Below are 14841 nucleotides of genomic sequence, written 5' to 3'. Positions count from 1 at the left end.
CTCGCTTCGGCTGCCGCGGGCACTTCCGACGCGCTCAAACCCGCGACGCGACCGTCAGCTTGACACCGAGGACATCCATGACCTTGCGGATCGTCTCGTAGCGGAGCTTCGACCCCGGTGTCAGAGCCTTGTACAGGCTCTCTCGCCCGACACCCGCCTCGCGCGCGATCTGCCTCATGCCCCGCGCCTTGGCGACATCGCCGAGCGCTGCGACGAACAAGTCGGGATCGGGGTCGGCCAGAGCCGCGGCGAGGTATTCGGCGATGGCCTCTTCGTCGTCGAGGAACTCGGAGGCGTCGAAAGGCGTGAAGCGCATCAGGAGATCCGATCAAGGTCGCCGGCCATCACCTTCGCCTTCTGAACATCAAGACTCTGGCTGGCTTTGTCGCCGCCGATCAAGAGCAGGTAGAGAGCCGCTCCTCAACGGAGATAGTAGAGGCGGTAGCCCGGACCATGATGGATGCGCATCTCGTCGACGCCATCCCCCACCGGTTCGACATCTCCGAAATCGCCCAGCGTCGCTGACCGGATGCGTGAGGCGATGCGGGCCTTCGCCCGGGCATCTCGCAATCCGCTCAGCCAGCCCCTGAACGCGTCGGCATCAGGATCGTCGCCACAGTCTGGATCGTATCCGACCGGATACGATCCCTCAAGCCTTCGAATGTGCCCGCCCCACATCTCCACCACGGAGCCCGCCATGGCCACGCTGATCCTGTCCACGGCGGGGGCGGCGGTCGGGACCGCGCTCGGCGGGCCGATCGGCAGCGTGGTCGGACAGGCGGTCGGCGCTGCGGCGGGGGCGGGCCTCGACGGCGCCCTGTTCGGGGCGGGCGCGAGCCCGCGGTACGTTGCCGGCCCGCGGCTGTCGGACGTCGCCGGCCTGTCCTCGACGGAGGGCGACCCGGTGCCGCGCGTCTACGGCCGGGCGAAGCTCGGCGGCACCCTGATCTGGGCGACGCGACCGCTCGAGGTCGCCAACACCGCCGTCGAGCGCGCCGCCGCCCCGTCGAAGGGCGGCGGCGGGCAGAAGACGGTGCGGACCAGCTACGCCTACTTCGCCAACCTCGCGGTCGGCCTGTGCGAGGGCGAGATCGCCCTCGTCCGGCGGATCTGGGCGGACGGGACCGAGCTCGACCGCACCGCGATCACCTGCCGCGTCCACGTCGGCGCGGCGACCCAAGCGCCCGATCCGCTGATCGTCGCCAAGGAGGGCGCCGACGCGCCGGCCTATCGCGGCCTCGCCTACGTGGTGTTCGAGGGGCTGCCGCTGGCCGATTACGGCAACCGCATCCCGCAATTCGCCTTCGAGGTGGTGCGGCCGGTCAACGGCGTCGCGCCGCTGGTCCGCGCCGTGAACCTGATCCCCGGCGCGTCCGAGTTCGGCCTCGATCCCACCGGCGTCACCGTCGACCTCGGCCTCGGGCGGACGCAGGCCGCCAACCGGTTCCAGCTGCAGGCGGCGAGCGACGTGGTCGCGTCGCTGGACGCGCTTCAGGCGCTGTGCCCGAACCTCGTCCGCGTCGCGGTGGTGGTGACGTGGTTCGGCGACGACCTGCGCGCCGGACAGTGCACGGTCGCCCCGCGGGTCGAGATCGGCACCAAGGCGACCGTCGGCGACACCTGGCACGTGGCCGGCCTCGACCGCGCGCAGGCCCGGTCGGTCTCGACCGCGCCGGACGGAACCCCGGCCTACGGCGGCACGCCCTCGGATGCGGGCCTCGCTCGCCTCGTGGCGGAACTCGCCCGCCGCGGCCTCGCGGTGGTGCTCTACCCGTTCGTGATGATGGACGTCGCGGTCGGCAACGCGCTGCCCGACCCCTACCGGCCCGGTGCGCTCGGCCAGGCGGCCTACCCCTGGCGCGGCCGCATCACCTGCGATCCCGCCCCCGACCTGCCCGGCTCGCCCGACGGGACGGCGGCGGCCGAAGCGCAGGTGCTGGCCTACTTCACGGGTGCGGAAGGCTACCGCCGCCAGGCGTTGCACTATGCCGACCTCGCGGCCGGCTGGGCGGCCGTCGGCACGCCGCTCGCCGGCTTCGTGCTGGCGAGCGAGCTCGTCGGCCTCACCCGCGTGCGCGGCGCCGGCGAGGGCTACCCGGCGGTGGCGGCGCTGATCGACCTCGCCCGCGCGGTGCGAACGCGGCTCACCCACGGCGAGACGCTGGTCTACGCCGCCGACTGGACCGAGTACGGCGCCCACGTCCGCGACGGCGGCGCGCGCGTACGCTTCCCCCTCGACGCCCTGTTCGCCGACCCGAGCCTCGACGCGGTCGGAATCGACTACTACCCTCCGATCTCGGACTTTCGCGACACCCCCGGCCACGCCGACCTCGCGGAGGCCGACGCGATCGACGATCGCGGCTATCTCAAGGCCCGCCTCGGGGCCGGCGAGGCCTTCGACTGGTACTACGCCGACGCGGCCGCCCGCGCCGCGCAGGTCCGCACCCCGATCACCGACGGCGCCTACGCCAAACCCTGGACGTTCCGGGCCAAGGACCTCGTCGGCTGGTGGTCGAACGCCCATGTCGAGCGCGACGGCGGGGTCGAGACCCGCGCCACCGCCTGGGTGCCGCGCGGAAAGCCGATCTGGCTCACCGAGGTCGGCGTGCCGGCGGTGGACAAGGGTACCAACGGCCCCAACGTCTTCCCCGACCCGAAATCCTCCGAGAACGCCTACCCGCCGGCCTCGCGGGGCCTGCGCGACGAGCTGATTCAGCTCCGCGGCCTGGAGGCGATCCTGTCCCGGTTCAACCCCGCCGCGGCGGGGTTCACGGCCGCCGACAACCCGCGCTCGCCGGTCTACGGCGGGCCGATGGTCGATCCGCGCGCGGTCTTCGTCTGGGCCTGGGACGCGCGGCCCTACCCGGCCTTTCCCGACCAGGGCTCGGTCTGGGCGGATGCCGGCAACTGGCGGGTCGGCCACTGGATCACCGGCCGGATCGAGGGCTGCGACCTCGACCGGCTGATCCTGCGGGTTCTCGCCGACCTCGGCGTCGACGTGCCGGTGGCGATCGAGGCCGCGGCCTACCTCGACGGCACGGTGATCGACCGGCCGCTCTCGGCCCGCGCCGCCCTCGAGCCGCTGGCGCAGCTCTACGGCCTCGACGTGTCGGCGGTCGCCGGCACCCTGCGGCTGCGCGGGCCGCGGCGCGAGGCGGCGGCCATCGCCGAGGACGACCTCGTGCGCGTCTCGGACGACGAGGCGCCGCTGCGCCGGGTGCGCGCCGAGGAGAGCGGCCTGCCGCGCTCGGTCGAAATCGGCTTCACCGATTCCGAGAACCCGGATTACCGCCGCGCCTCGGCCGCCGCGATCCGGCCGGCCGGCGGCCGGCGGCGCGAGACCCGGATCGAGGCCGCGATCGTCACCCGGCGCGAGACCGCCGAAAACCTCGCGGAGGCGCTCCTCGACCGGGCCATCGCGGGCCGCGACACCGCCGGAATGACGCTCAGCCCGCGCCGCCTCGACCTCGAGCCCGGCGACCTGCTCAGCACCCCGGCCGGCCTCCAGCGCATCGTCCGCATCGACGACGGGCCGGCCGGCCGCCGGCTGGAGACCCTCGGCGTGCCGCTGCACGGCCCGGGCTCTCGGCCGGCGCGGCCCGCCCCGGTAGCCCGGCCGGTCCGGCCGCCGGTGCTGGCCGGCGCGCCCTTCGCGCTCGCCCTCGACCTGCCGGCCGACCGTGGCGCGCCGACGGCGCTGCAAGTTCTCGCGGCCACCGCCGAGCCCTGGCCCGGCGCGCTGGCGGTCTGGCGCTCGGACGGGGAGGGCGCGCCGCTGGCGCTCCACGGCAGCGTGGACTACCCGGCCTGCCTCGGCCGCACCCTGACGCCGCTGCCCCCCGGGCCGCTCTGGCGCCTCGACCGCGCGGCGCGCCTCGATACGACCCTCCGCAACGCCGGCGCGCTGGGTAGCGTCGGCCTGGCCGCGATGCTTTCCGGCGCCAACCTGTTCGCGGTGATCGCGCCGGACGGCACCGTGGAGATGATTGCGGCGCAGGACGCCGTGCTCACCGGCCCGGAGACGTTCCGCCTCGGCGGGCTGCTGCGCGGTCTCGCCGGCAGCGAGGCGGCGGCGACGCGCCCGGCTCCGGCCGGCAGCCTGATCGTCCGGCTCGACGACGGCGCGGTGGTCCCGTTGATCGACCGCCTCGACGAGGCCGGCCGCCGGTTCCGCTACCGGATCGGCCCGGCCGCCCGCGATCCGGGCGACCCGTCCTTCGTCGAGGTCTTCGCCGCGGCCGGCCTGTCGGCGCTGGCGCCCCTGCGCCCGGTCCACCTGCGCGCCCGGCGCGAGCCCGGCGGCGTGCGCCTCTCGTGGATCCGCCGGGCCCGCCGCGACGCCGACGGCTGGGAGGCCGCCGACATCCCCCTCGACGAGGCGGTGGAGGCCTACGCGGTCACGGTCTTTTCCTCCGACGGGAGCGGCCTGCGCACGCTGACCGCCTCCGGGCCGAGCCTGCTCTACGCCGACGAGGCCGCGGATTTCGGCGGGCCGCAGGCAATACTCGACGTGGCCGTCGCGCAGGTCGGGGCGGCGTTCGGGCCGGGTGCGGCGGCCCGCGCGCGGTTGGCGGTCGCCCGGGCCTGACGCCGGGAAACCTCGTTCGCAAGACGCACTGGAAGAACCTCGGAAAGGAGCCCGACGATGTCGGACGCCACGCACAACCTCGCGCTGCCGCTGATCGCGGCCAACCAGGCGCAGAAGCACGTCACCCACAACGAGGCCCTGGTGCAGCTCGATGCGCTGGTGCAGCTCGCCTGCCTCGACAAGGACCTCGCGGCGCCGCCCGCCGCCCCGGCCGAAGGCGACCGCTACCTCGTCGTCGCGGCAGCGCCCACCGGGGCCTGGGCGGCCCTGTCGGGTCAGGTCGCCTGCTTCCGCGACGGGGTCTGGATCGGGCTCGCGCCCCGGCCGGGCTGGCTCGCCTACGTCGCCGACGAGGCCGACCTCTACACCTTCGCGGGGGGCGCCTGGACGAGCCTGCGGGCTTCCTTCACGACCCTCCAGAACCTCGCCCGCCTCGGAATCGGCACTGCGGCCGACGCCGTGAACCGCCTCGCGGTGAAGTCCGAGGCCGCGCTGTTCTCCTGGGACGACGTCACGCCCGGCTCGGGCAGCGTGCGGCTCACCCTCAACAAGCAGGCGGCGGCGCGCGACGCCGGGCTGGCGTTCCAGACCGGGTTCTCGACGCGCGCGCTGTTCGGCACCTTCGGCGCCGACGACCTCGCCCTGAAGGTCAGCCCGGACGGCGCGCGCTTCACGACCCCGCTCGCGGTCTCGGCCGCCACCGGCCGGCTCGCGCTGGGGCGGGTCGCCGGCCCGCTCGAGGTCAGCGCCAACGCCGGCGCGCTGCCCGACGCGCCGCCCCAGACGGTGCTGCGGGTCTCCGGCGCCGACGGGACGCCGCCGCGGCTCGTCCTCGACGGCTTCGGCGCCGGCGCCTCGGGGCATCTCGCCTTCCGGGCCGCGGCGGGGAACGCCGCCGCACCCGTCGCCCTGCAGTCGGGTTCCATGATCGGCCAGGTCTCGGCCTTCGGCTACGGTGCGACGAGCTACGCGGCGACGCCCCGGGCGCAGCTCGCCTTCCTCGCCACGGATGCCTGGTCGGACGCGTCGCAGCCGACGCGGATCAGCCTGCGCACGACGCCCGCCGGCACCGCGGCCAGCGCCGAGGTTTTGGCCGTCGAGGCCAACGGCGCGGTGCGGCTCGCGCCGCTGGCGGCGGACCCCGCGGCCGGTCTCGCCCTCGGGCAGCTCTACGCCAGCAGCACCGCCACCGCGCTCAAATGGTACACCGGCGCGGGCTGGGCGCGGATCAGCAACTTCGCGAAGGCCGCCGCCGGCACCAGCTTCGACAACTACGTTCCGGCCGGCGCCTGGACGAAGGTGCAGTTCAACGTCGCCGACAGCAACGACCAGGGCGCCTTCGCCGCCGGGACGAACCGCTTCACCGCCCCCGAGGCCGGGCTCTACCGGGTCTCGGCGATGCTCACCTACAAGCGCAACGGGGCCAGTGCGCCGACCGCCTTCGAGGTCCAGTTCTACCGGAACGGAGCGGCCGCCGGGCGCGGGCGCGCCGCCGCCACCGGCGCGTTGGTGGACGGGATCACCGCCCTGTCGCTCGCTTCGACCCTGAAGCTCGCGGCGGGCGACGGCGTCGAGGTCTGGGTCCGCTTCACCGGTGCCGACGGCTACGTCGCGGCGGCCGACTCGTTCTTCGGCGCCCACCAGCTCGGGTGAGACCCGAGCACCCGCCGCGTCGATCGACCTTTTCCCTCTCGGAGACTGCCATGAACCTCTCCCCCATCGGCGAGGCGTGCCTCATCGCGCGCGAGGGCCGGCGCCTGCGGGCCTACCGCGATTCCGTCGGGGTCTGGACGATCGGCGTCGGCCACACCTCCGCCGCCGGGCCGCCGCAGGTCGCGCCGGGCCTCGCGATCACCGCCGCCGAGTGCGACGCGATCTTCGCGCGCGACGTCGCGGCCTACGTCGCCGCCGTCCGGAGCGGGCTGACGGCGCCGGTCGGGCCGCACGCCTTCGATGCCCTGGTCTCGCTCTGCTACAACATCGGGCCGTCGGCCTTCGCCGGCTCGACCGCCTTGCGGCGGATCAACGCCGGGGACGCGGCCGGCGGCGCCGAGGCGATGCTGATGTGGGCCAGGCCCGCGACGATCCTCGGGCGCCGCCGCGCCGAGGCCGAGCAGTTCGTCACCCCCTACGCCGCCGCCCTGCCGCGCCCGACCGACGCCGCGGCGCGAATTCGGATCGCGGCCCCCCTCGCGGCGGTGGCGGACCCGCGCGTCGCGACCCCGGTCCTGGTCCCGACCGCCCCACGTCCCGCCCGGCTCGCGCGGCTCCGCGACGCGATCCGCGCCTGGCTCGCCGCGACGCCGGCCGCCGGCCGAGCCTGATCCGAGTTCCCGTGCCGGCCGGGCTCCGCCGCGCATCCCCAGCCAGAGGACTTGAAACCATACCCGCTTCCCTGCGGCGCCCCCGCGCGCGCGTGTCTCGCTTACCGCCTGCCTCGCGACCTGCCTCGTCGCGTCGCCCGCCCTCGCCGCGGCGGCCCCCGCCGTCGTCCTGCCCTGGGGCGAGTGGGTCGTCGCCTTCGCCACCACGGCGCAGGCGGTGCTGATGCCGCTCCTCGTCGCCCTGGCGACCGGCCTGATCGCCCGGTTCGCGCCGCTCCTGAGCTACGTGCTGTCGAAATCCGTGGTCGAGGGCATGGTCCGGCGGGTCACGGACTATGCGCTGAACGCGGTATCCGGGGCCGCCAAGGGGCAGGTGCTCACCGTGCCGGTGGGCTCGGCCGTGATCGCGGCCGCCGTCCAGCGCGCGTCCGACCAGGCGCCGGGCTTCGTCGTGAAGGCCGCCGGCGGCCTGCCCGGCATCGCCGAGAAGGTGTTTCGCCGCCTCGCGCTGGAGCAAGGCTCGACCGCCGCCAACACCCTCGCGCCGGCTTTGGCCGCCGTCGGCCTCGCGGCGCGCTAGCGAGAGTGCCCAGCCGCGGGTGACGGACCGACACGCTGGCACCCGCGGGAGGCGGCATGGACGCGACATCGCAGAGCCCGGAGGCGCGCGACCCCGCCTGCCGCCGGGCGGCCCTCGACGCGATCGGCGAGGGCGTCGGGCGGGTGCTGCCGCCGCCCGACGACGGCCTCGGCGAGAGCCTGATCCGCCGGGCCTACTCCGGCCGCGCGGCGGCCGAGGCCGAGGAGGATCGGCTGGTCGTCCGCTTCGGCACCGAGTGGCGCACCTTCATCCGGCGCCAGACGCCGGACCGGCTCACCGCCCTCGACGAGCTGATCGACGAACGGATCGAGCGGCGGGCGCTCGCCCGGTTCTACCGGCGGATGAAGCCCGCGGCGGTCGTCGTCGTCGTCACGGCTTTCGCCCTGGCGCAGTTCGGGGTCGACCGGCTGCCGCTCGTGCGCCAGCTCTGGCGCCTCGTCCGGGGAGATCTGCGATGAGCGCCGCCCTCGACCGCTGGCTCACCCGGCTCTACCACGCGGTCGGCGGGGGCCTGTTTCTCGGGCTCTGCGCGATCGTCTCCTACGCCGCCGGCGACCGGCACCGGCCCGACCGGGTCGGGTCGCCCAAGCTTCTGGCGTCGGAGGTCGCGCCCGGCGGCGCGCTGCGGCAGGCGCGGGTGATCGCCGACCTCGCCGAATGTACGCTGCCCGACGCGCGCCGCCTGCACAGCGTCCGACCCGACCGGCACCAAGTGGCGCCGCCTGCCAACGCCGTCGATGCGCCGCCCTGGGACCGCGACGGCAGACCCCGGACCATCGAGACCGAGATCCCGGCCGACTTTCCCTGCGGGCCGGCGATGCCGGTCGAGAGTCCTTCGGCCGCCTGCAACGGGTTCCGGCGCACCGTCCGCCCGCAGCGCCGGCCGGATGCGGTCATGCCGTTCCGGGTGACCTGCGGTGGTGTCACCACAGGTCCGGCGGGGGCGAAGACGGCGCGAGTACCGTGAAGGCCGCGCCCTCATGGACCCAGGCGCCGCCGGCCTGCGCCTGCGTGAAGGCCGCCGTGTCGGCGGCCCCGGCGGTGTAGTGATGCGCCCCGGTCGCGGTTTCGACGAAGCGCTGGACCGTCAGCGCGTCGATCCCGGCGAGCGCCGGGTCGGCGTAGGCCTGGAACGCCACGCCCTCGGCGTGGAAGCTCGGCAGCATGGCGGCGACGTGGTCGCGCTCCGCCACGCTCGCGGTGTAGAAGTGCTCCCCCGTCCGCGTATCGACGAAGCGGAACACGTCCACCGTATCGGGACTCGCCGCCGGCGCCGCCCAGGCCACGCCCTCCTCGGTGTAGGAGGGCAGGTTCTGCGCGATGTAGTCCCGTTCGCTCGCGCTCGTCGTGTAGAGGTCGTCCCCCGTGCGCGCGTCGCGGAAGTGGAACGTGTCGTCGCGCGCCGCGTCCGGTGCGCTCGCGTAGCCCCGGATGTAGTCGATCGTCATCTGCGCCGGATTCGTCCCGTCGGGGTCGCCGGCCCAGGCCCCGCCGACGGCGAGGTTGGCGATCAGGTACATCGGCGTGTTCAGGTCCGCGGGCGTCGCCGCCTGGAAGGTCGGCTGCCCGTCGTAGTACCAGGTGATCGTGTCCAGCTCCCAGTCGACGCCGTAGGTGTGGAAGCCGGACGTCATGTCCGGCACCGCGACGTTCGACTCGTCGAGGTAATGGGTCGCGTCGACCCGGTGTCCGCCCGAGACCTGGCTGTGGACGGTGTTGCGCAGGATGTTCGGCGCGCCGCCGACCATCTCCATCACGTCGAGTTCGGGCGGCCAGCTCCCGTCCGCCGGCAGCATCCAGAAGGCCGGCCACATCCCCTGCGCCGCCGGAAGCTGCGCCCGGATCTCGAAGTAGCCGTAGGTCTGGCTGAACGTATGGGCGGTGTTGAGCATCCCGGACGTGTAGGCCTGCCCCTCGATCGCATCCCGGATGCCGGGCGCGGCCGGCGCCGCGGTGATCGTCAGCAGGCCGTCGGAGACGTGGAACGGGTCGGGCAGGCCGGCCGTGCCGCCCGCGGCCCCGTCCGACGCGGCGACGTAGTATTGCAACTAGTCATTGTATGGCATCGTCCCGGTGGCGTGGATCTTCGTCGACCATTGCGGCGCCCCGACCGTGTCGAGCCCCGTCGTGCCGTTCCAAGGCGTGAAGTCGTCGAACTCCTCCGCGAAGGTCAGGGTCGCGGTCTTCGACAGGTTGTTCGGATCGATCGCCATGGAGGCCCCCGCCGCGTGTGCGCCACCGGAGTGGATTCGCACACTGAATGCAACTGAGAGTAGAATATCTCGTCTTAAGTTTTGGTTCCGGGCCGCGATCGCGCGATTGCGATCTGCCGGCACCGTTCGGGACGGTTCGTGCGTCTTCGTGGGGCGGGGCCAGGTATAAATCACCGACGCCTTCGACGTTCGACAGTCGTTCCGTGCGGCACGTCGATCGCCGAGCTGCGATCTTGTCGCCCGCTTCCGGGCCGTGATCGCGGGGGATCGCACCCTGCACGAGGGAACCGCTGCCGGTCTCGGCCGTAACGCTTCGCAGCTCCCGACGGACCTTCGATGAGACCCGCCGCCCCCCGATCCACTCACCTCGCACACGAGGCTCTAACCGCGCCGCGAGACACGTCTCGGGCCAGGGGCATTCAGGGCGCATTCAGTGCCTTCGGCCGACAGTCCCGATCCATGCGCTACCCCTTCGCCCTCGCAGCGATCTGCCTGACCGTCGCGGCCCTCGCCGGCGGCGGTCTCGGCACGCTGGCGGAGGAGACCCGCGAGGCGGCCCCGGTCGTCGCCCCCGGGGCGTCGCAGCCGCGGGTCGAGGAGTGCCTGTCGCCCGCCGACATGCGCGAGGAGGTCTCCGAGCGCCGGGTGATCGCGCCGGTGGCGGCGATCAAGGCCGCGCGCACGGTGATCGCGCGGGCGGAGATCCAGCGCGCCAGCCTGTGCCGCCACGCCGACGGCCTCGTCTACATGCTGACCGCCTTGCGTCGGGACGGCCACTTCGTGCACGTGATGGTCGATGCCAAGACCGGCCAGGTGGCGGGCCAGTACTGACCGGCCGAGAAGGCCGTGGCTCGAGGGAGAGTGATCCGTGCGTCTGCTCGTGGTCGAGGATGACCGGGACATCAACCGGCAGGTGGTCAGCGCGCTGGAGGAGGCGGGCTACGTCGCAGACAAGGCCTTCGACGGGGAGGAGGGCGGCTATCTCGGGGAGAGCGAGCCCTACGACGCGATCATCCTCGACATGGGCCTGCCCAAGGCCGACGGCGTCAGCGTGCTGCAGAAGTGGCGCCGGGCCGGGATCAAGACCCCGGTGATCATCCTCACGGCGCGCGACCGCTGGTCCGACAAGGTCGACGGGTTCGATGCCGGCGCCGACGACTACGTGACCAAGCCGTTCCACATGGAGGAGCTGATGGCGCGGGTGCGTGCGCTGCTCCGCCGCGCCGCCGGCCACGCCACCAGCCAGATCGCCTGCGGGCCCGTCACCCTCGACACGCGCTCGGGCCGGGTGTTCGTCGACGGCAACCCGGTCAAGCTCACGAGCCACGAATACCGGTTGCTGTCCTACCTGATGCACCACACCGGCCGCGTCGTCTCCCGCGCCGAGCTGACCGAACACCTCTACGACCAGGATTTCGACCGCGATTCGAACACCATCGAAGTCTTCGTCGGGCGGCTGCGCAAGAAGCTCGCGGTCGACCTCATCCAGACGGTGCGCGGCCTCGGCTACCTGGTGGATCCGAGCCAGCCGCCGGCTCGGGTGTGACGCTTGGCGCCCGCTCTGCGCGATCCTTTCAGAACGAGATTTTTGGATCTTTCACAACCTAAAGGTGTGTTATCAGTATCTCTAGTATGAGAAATGAAGTTTGGGCGAGCGAGATCAAATTTTCGTGGCCCGACGCATTGTGGATCGCGTGACGACCCCACGCCGAGCACTGACGCGACGTTAAGGTTCGGTGATTTAGCCTGCGGATCACTTCGACGGGTTCGGCCCAAGGGTTGCCGAGCCTTCGCGCAAGGATCTCCATGGTTCCCCTTCCGCACAATGAGCCTGCGCGCCTGGCGGCGCTGCGCAGCCTCGACGTGATCGGCATGCCGCCCGAGCCGCATTTCGACGCGCTCTGCCGCACCGCGGCGGCCCTGTTCTCCCTCCCCATCGCGCTCGTCTCGCTCGTCGAAGAGAACGACCAGTGGTTCAAGGGCAAATGCGGCCTCGACCTGGACGGCACCTCGCGCGAGGTGTCGTTCTGTTCGCACGCCATCCTCAGCCCCGAGGTCATGGTGATCGAGGATGCGACGCGCGACGACCGCTTCGTCGTCAACCCGCTGGTGACGGGCAAGCCGCATATCCGCTTCTACGCGGGTGCCCCGCTCGTCCTGGCGCCCGGTCTGCATGCCGGTACCCTCTGCACCATCGACACCCAGCCGCGGACCTTCTCCACCGAACAGCGCCGGCAGCTGCAGGACGTGGCTCAGGTCGTGGTGGCGCAGCTCCGCCTGCACGCGGCCGAGCGGGCCTTGCGTGAACGGGAGGCGGGCTACCGGCTGCTCGCCGACAACACCACCGACATGGTGGTGCGGTCCGATCTCGACGGAACGCGCCGCTACGTCTCGCCCGCGGCCAAGCTGCTGCTGGGCTACGAGGCCGAGGCGTTGGTCGGCACCCGGCCACTCGACTTCGTTCACCCCGACGATGCGGATGAATATCGGCGCCTCCTCGACGACATCGGCGCGGCGCGCGTCACCCACGCCGTGGGGCAGCAGCGATATCGGCGCAAGGATGGGACCTGGGTGTGGGTCGAGGCCTCCTTCAGCCTGACCTACGACGAGATCACGAGTCGACCGGACGGCTACGTCGCTTCCGTTCGCGACATCACGGTTCGCAAGGAGAGCGAGCAGCGGATGGCGCACCTCGCGCGGCACGACGCGCTCACCGGCCTCGGCAATCGCGTCCTCTTCCGCGAACGCTTCGACGAGGAGACTGCGCGCGCGTCGCGGGCGGAGGGCGGGTTCGCGATCCTCTGTCTGGATCTCGACCGCTTCAAGGGCGTCAACGACACGCTGGGCCATCAGGCCGGGGATCAACTGCTGCGCCATGTCGCCGACCGGCTCCGCTCGGTGGTGCGCATCGAGGATACGGTGGCCCGGATCGGCGGCGACGAGTTCGTCGTCATCCAGACCGGCTCCGGCCGACGGGAGGACGCGACCCGGCTGGCCGAGCGCCTGATCGCGGCGATGTCGCTCCCGATCGATCTCGACGGCCATCCCGTCGGGATCGGCGTCAGCATCGGGATCGCGTTGACGCGAGAGGACGGCTTCGACCGCGAGGCGCTTTACCGAGCCGCCGACCGCGCCCTCTACCGCGCCAAGGCGGAGGGGCGAAACGCCTTCCGGTTCGCCTACGCCCCGGACCAGGCTCAGGTCACGGGTGACGCAGCATTCGAACCCCTCGACCGGCAGGTCGCCTGAGCCGACGCCGGCGCGACCCCTGACACACTCGGTCGCCGCGCAGGGGCGCGCCTGCGCATTCACTCGGTTCGGGCGTCGCGATCTCGCGTCGGATGACCCTTGCGCTCGGCCCGAGGACCGACGAGACGATGGGCTTCCGCATCGCCGGTAGAATGGGCGTACGCGCGCCGCCCTCGAAACGTGGTCACGGCATGACTCCGACCTCCCCACGAGCCGAGCCGAAGGATCGTGAGCATCCGGCGCCCGAACCGCGCGTCGCCCCGATGCGCGCGGTCCTGAGCCTGTTCTCCCTCCGGCGTCGCTCGATCGCGGTGCGCCTGGCGGTCTCGGCGCTGCTGGCCAGCTCCGCGATCCTGCTGCTCGCCGCCTGGATCCTGACGACGCTCTACCGCGAGACCACCGAGCGGGCTTTCGACAGCCGCCTGCTGGTCTTCGCCAACAACCTCGCCACCGACCTCGTCACCCCGAGCGACACCGAGAGTCGCGCCTTCACCCTCGGGGACCCGCGCTTCGACCTGCCGCTCTCGGGCTGGTACTGGCAGGTCGGCAAGCCCGACGCCCGGCCGCGGGACCTGCGCACCTCGCGCTCCCTCGTCGGCGTGCCGCTGAAGCCCGCGACCGATCCCGACGGCAAGGCCGGGGTCGGCCAGATCCGCCAGGGCTACGGCCGCGCCCAGGACGACCGGCTGCTCCGCATCATCGAACGCGATGTCGACCTCGGCGAGGACGGGCGCTACACCGTGCGCGTCGCCGGCCCGGCCGACGAGATCGTCAACGACGTCGAGCGCTTCCGCAACTCGCTGTTCATGACCTTCGGCCTGCTCGGTTTGTCGCTGGCGCTGACGACCCTGCTGCAGATCCGCTTCGGCCTGGCGCCGCTGAAGAAGATGCGCGCGGCGCTCGGCGCGATCCGCCGCGGCGAGGCCGACCGGATCACCGGGACCTATCCCCGCGACATCGCCCCGCTCACCGGCGAGGTGAACCTCCTGATCGAGACCAACCGCGAGATCCTGGAGCGCGCCCGCACCCAGGTCGGCAACCTCGCCCACGCGCTCAAGACGCCGCTGTCGATCATCGTCAACGAGGTCGGCGCCTCGGACGCGCCGGCCGACCTCGCCGAGAAGATCCGCGAGCAGGCGGCGGTGATGCGCGACCAGGTGAACTACCACCTCGACCGGGCGCGCGCGGCCGCGCTCGCCGGCACGCTCGGGACCTCGACCGACGTCGAGCCGGCGCTCGCCGGCCTCGTGCGGACCTTCGGGAAGATCTACCGCGACAAGGACATCGCCTACGAGGTCCACGTGCCGGCGGGCCTGCGCTTCCGCGGCGAGCGCCAGGATTTCGAGGAGATGGTCGGCAACCTCGTCGACAACGCCTCGAAATGGGCCGCCGGCCGCGTCGCGATCCGGGCCGAGGCGGTGGAGGCCCACGATTATCCCCACCTTCTCGTCGCGATCGAAGACGACGGCCCCGGCCTGCCGGAGGAGGCGCGCTCGGCGGTGCTCGGGCGCGGCCGACGCATGGACGAATCGAAGCCCGGCTCCGGCCTCGGCCTCTCCATCGTCGCGGACCTCGCCACCCTCTATCGCGGCCGCTTCCGCCTCGAGCAGGCGGCGTTGGGCGGCTTGCGCGCGGTGCTGGAGGTGCCGGGCGACCTGCCCAAGGGCGCGGCCGGGCACTGATCGCGGACGTTCGGGAAAGGTCCGCGCCCTCGTCGTCGCGAAAAGCTTGTCATCGCGAAAAACTTGCGTGACACCGTGACGCCGAGAGCGGGCATCGTACCGCCTGCGGCCGGTCTCTACGATCCGGCCGACGGCCATTCGGTCCCGACGAGGGCCGTCTTACAATCTGAGGGGATGAGGCGGC

Annotated in this window: 14 protein-coding genes; 10 read left to right on the top strand and 4 right to left on the bottom strand. The window is 72.8% G+C overall.

Annotated elements, in window-relative coordinates:
- Positions 1-34 precede the first annotated feature (34 nt).
- Together MFF13_RS03730 and MFF13_RS03725 are read right to left on the bottom strand one after the other, a co-directional pair.
- The gene (locus tag MFF13_RS03730; protein WP_147828351.1) at positions 35-316 is read right to left on the bottom strand and encodes an addiction module antidote protein; all 282 of its coding nucleotides are present in this window, start codon (positions 314-316) and stop codon (positions 35-37) included.
- Between the two features lie 104 nt (positions 317-420).
- Positions 421-699 carry a type II toxin-antitoxin system RelE/ParE family toxin gene (locus tag MFF13_RS03725; protein ID WP_306422406.1) on the bottom strand — a complete coding sequence of 93 codons (279 nt, stop codon included), beginning with the start codon at positions 697-699 and terminating at the stop codon, positions 421-423.
- Between MFF13_RS03725 and MFF13_RS03720 the strand changes: the two genes are divergently transcribed.
- The 6 genes from MFF13_RS03720 to MFF13_RS03695 all read left to right on the top strand — a co-directional run bounded on the left by MFF13_RS03720 (position 698) and on the right by MFF13_RS03695 (position 8480).
- Positions 698-4588 carry a baseplate multidomain protein megatron gene (locus tag MFF13_RS03720; protein WP_238270904.1) on the top strand — a complete coding sequence of 1297 codons (3891 nt, stop codon included), beginning with the start codon at positions 698-700 and terminating at the stop codon, positions 4586-4588. The genes MFF13_RS03725 and MFF13_RS03720 overlap by 2 nt on opposite strands.
- 57 nt (positions 4589-4645) lie before the next feature.
- Positions 4646-6241 (top strand): DUF2793 domain-containing protein, encoded by a 1596-nt coding sequence (locus MFF13_RS03715; protein ID WP_238270902.1) that lies wholly within the window; start codon positions 4646-4648, stop codon positions 6239-6241.
- A gap of 50 nt (positions 6242-6291) precedes the next feature.
- Positions 6292-6912: a lysozyme gene (locus MFF13_RS03710; protein ID WP_238270900.1), complete on the top strand. Its 621-nt coding sequence runs from the start codon at positions 6292-6294 to the stop codon at positions 6910-6912.
- Positions 6913-7135: 223 nt separating this feature from the next.
- Positions 7136-7492: a hypothetical protein gene (locus MFF13_RS03705; protein WP_238270898.1), complete on the top strand. Its 357-nt coding sequence runs from the start codon at positions 7136-7138 to the stop codon at positions 7490-7492.
- A 56-nt stretch (positions 7493-7548) separates the two neighbouring features.
- On the top strand, positions 7549-7971 hold the full coding sequence (locus tag MFF13_RS03700) for a hypothetical protein (RefSeq protein ID WP_238270895.1): 423 nt from the start codon (positions 7549-7551) through the stop codon (positions 7969-7971).
- Positions 7968-8480, top strand: a complete 513-nt coding sequence (locus tag MFF13_RS03695; protein WP_147830563.1) for a hypothetical protein — start codon at positions 7968-7970, stop codon at positions 8478-8480. Before MFF13_RS03700 ends, MFF13_RS03695 begins: the two co-directional genes overlap by 4 nt.
- Here the strand turns inward: MFF13_RS03695 and MFF13_RS03690 are convergent.
- Together MFF13_RS03690 and MFF13_RS03685 are read right to left on the bottom strand one after the other, a co-directional pair.
- Positions 8437-9561: a family 16 glycosylhydrolase gene (locus MFF13_RS03690; protein WP_238270893.1), complete on the bottom strand. Its 1125-nt coding sequence runs from the start codon at positions 9559-9561 to the stop codon at positions 8437-8439. The genes MFF13_RS03695 and MFF13_RS03690 overlap by 44 nt on opposite strands.
- Entirely contained in the window at positions 9562-9726 is a 165-nt protein-coding gene (locus MFF13_RS03685; RefSeq protein WP_238270890.1) for a hypothetical protein, read from the bottom strand.
- A 459-nt stretch (positions 9727-10185) separates the two neighbouring features.
- Between MFF13_RS03685 and MFF13_RS03680 the strand changes: the two genes are divergently transcribed.
- The 4 genes from MFF13_RS03680 to MFF13_RS03665 all read left to right on the top strand — a co-directional run bounded on the left by MFF13_RS03680 (position 10186) and on the right by MFF13_RS03665 (position 14657).
- Positions 10186-10557 (top strand): PepSY domain-containing protein, encoded by a 372-nt coding sequence (locus MFF13_RS03680; protein WP_147753954.1) that lies wholly within the window; start codon positions 10186-10188, stop codon positions 10555-10557.
- A 37-nt stretch (positions 10558-10594) separates the two neighbouring features.
- Complete coding sequence (locus tag MFF13_RS03675) at positions 10595-11272, top strand: response regulator transcription factor (RefSeq protein WP_147753953.1); 678 nt, start codon at positions 10595-10597, stop codon at positions 11270-11272.
- Positions 11273-11532: 260 nt separating this feature from the next.
- Positions 11533-12975 (top strand): sensor domain-containing diguanylate cyclase, encoded by a 1443-nt coding sequence (locus MFF13_RS03670; RefSeq protein WP_147830561.1) that lies wholly within the window; start codon positions 11533-11535, stop codon positions 12973-12975.
- Between the two features lie 263 nt (positions 12976-13238).
- Positions 13239-14657, top strand: coding sequence for a sensor histidine kinase (locus MFF13_RS03665; protein ID WP_147753951.1), 1419 nt, complete (start codon positions 13239-13241; stop codon positions 14655-14657).
- Positions 14658-14841 lie beyond the last annotated feature (184 nt).

Origin of the sequence: Methylobacterium cerastii (assembly GCF_022179125.1) — a bacterium.
In the GTDB taxonomy this organism is placed as follows: Bacteria; Pseudomonadota; Alphaproteobacteria; order Rhizobiales; family Beijerinckiaceae; genus Methylobacterium; species Methylobacterium cerastii.
The sequence above is the reverse complement of the archived record's forward strand: the minus strand, read 5'-3'. Positions and strand labels throughout refer to the sequence as shown.

Excerpts from the sequence above, each read along its gene's own strand:
- MFF13_RS03730 (WP_147828351.1), bottom strand. The coding sequence starts at position 316 with ATGCGCTTCACGCCTTTCGACGCCTCCGAGTTCCTCGACGACGAAGAG.
- MFF13_RS03720 (WP_238270904.1), top strand. The coding sequence starts at position 698 with ATGGCCACGCTGATCCTGTCCACGGCGGGGGCGGCGGTCGGGACCGCG.
- MFF13_RS03725 (WP_306422406.1), bottom strand. The coding sequence starts at position 699 with ATGGCGGGCTCCGTGGTGGAGATGTGGGGCGGGCACATTCGAAGGCTT.
- MFF13_RS03715 (WP_238270902.1), top strand. The coding sequence starts at position 4,646 with ATGTCGGACGCCACGCACAACCTCGCGCTGCCGCTGATCGCGGCCAAC.
- MFF13_RS03710 (WP_238270900.1), top strand. The coding sequence starts at position 6,292 with ATGAACCTCTCCCCCATCGGCGAGGCGTGCCTCATCGCGCGCGAGGGC.
- MFF13_RS03705 (WP_238270898.1), top strand. The coding sequence starts at position 7,136 with ATGCCGCTCCTCGTCGCCCTGGCGACCGGCCTGATCGCCCGGTTCGCG.
- MFF13_RS03700 (WP_238270895.1), top strand. The coding sequence starts at position 7,549 with ATGGACGCGACATCGCAGAGCCCGGAGGCGCGCGACCCCGCCTGCCGC.
- MFF13_RS03695 (WP_147830563.1), top strand. The coding sequence starts at position 7,968 with ATGAGCGCCGCCCTCGACCGCTGGCTCACCCGGCTCTACCACGCGGTC.
- MFF13_RS03685 (WP_238270890.1), bottom strand. The coding sequence starts at position 9,726 with ATGGCGATCGATCCGAACAACCTGTCGAAGACCGCGACCCTGACCTTC.
- MFF13_RS03680 (WP_147753954.1), top strand. The coding sequence starts at position 10,186 with ATGCGCTACCCCTTCGCCCTCGCAGCGATCTGCCTGACCGTCGCGGCC.
- MFF13_RS03670 (WP_147830561.1), top strand. The coding sequence starts at position 11,533 with ATGGTTCCCCTTCCGCACAATGAGCCTGCGCGCCTGGCGGCGCTGCGC.
- MFF13_RS03665 (WP_147753951.1), top strand. The coding sequence starts at position 13,239 with ATGCGCGCGGTCCTGAGCCTGTTCTCCCTCCGGCGTCGCTCGATCGCG.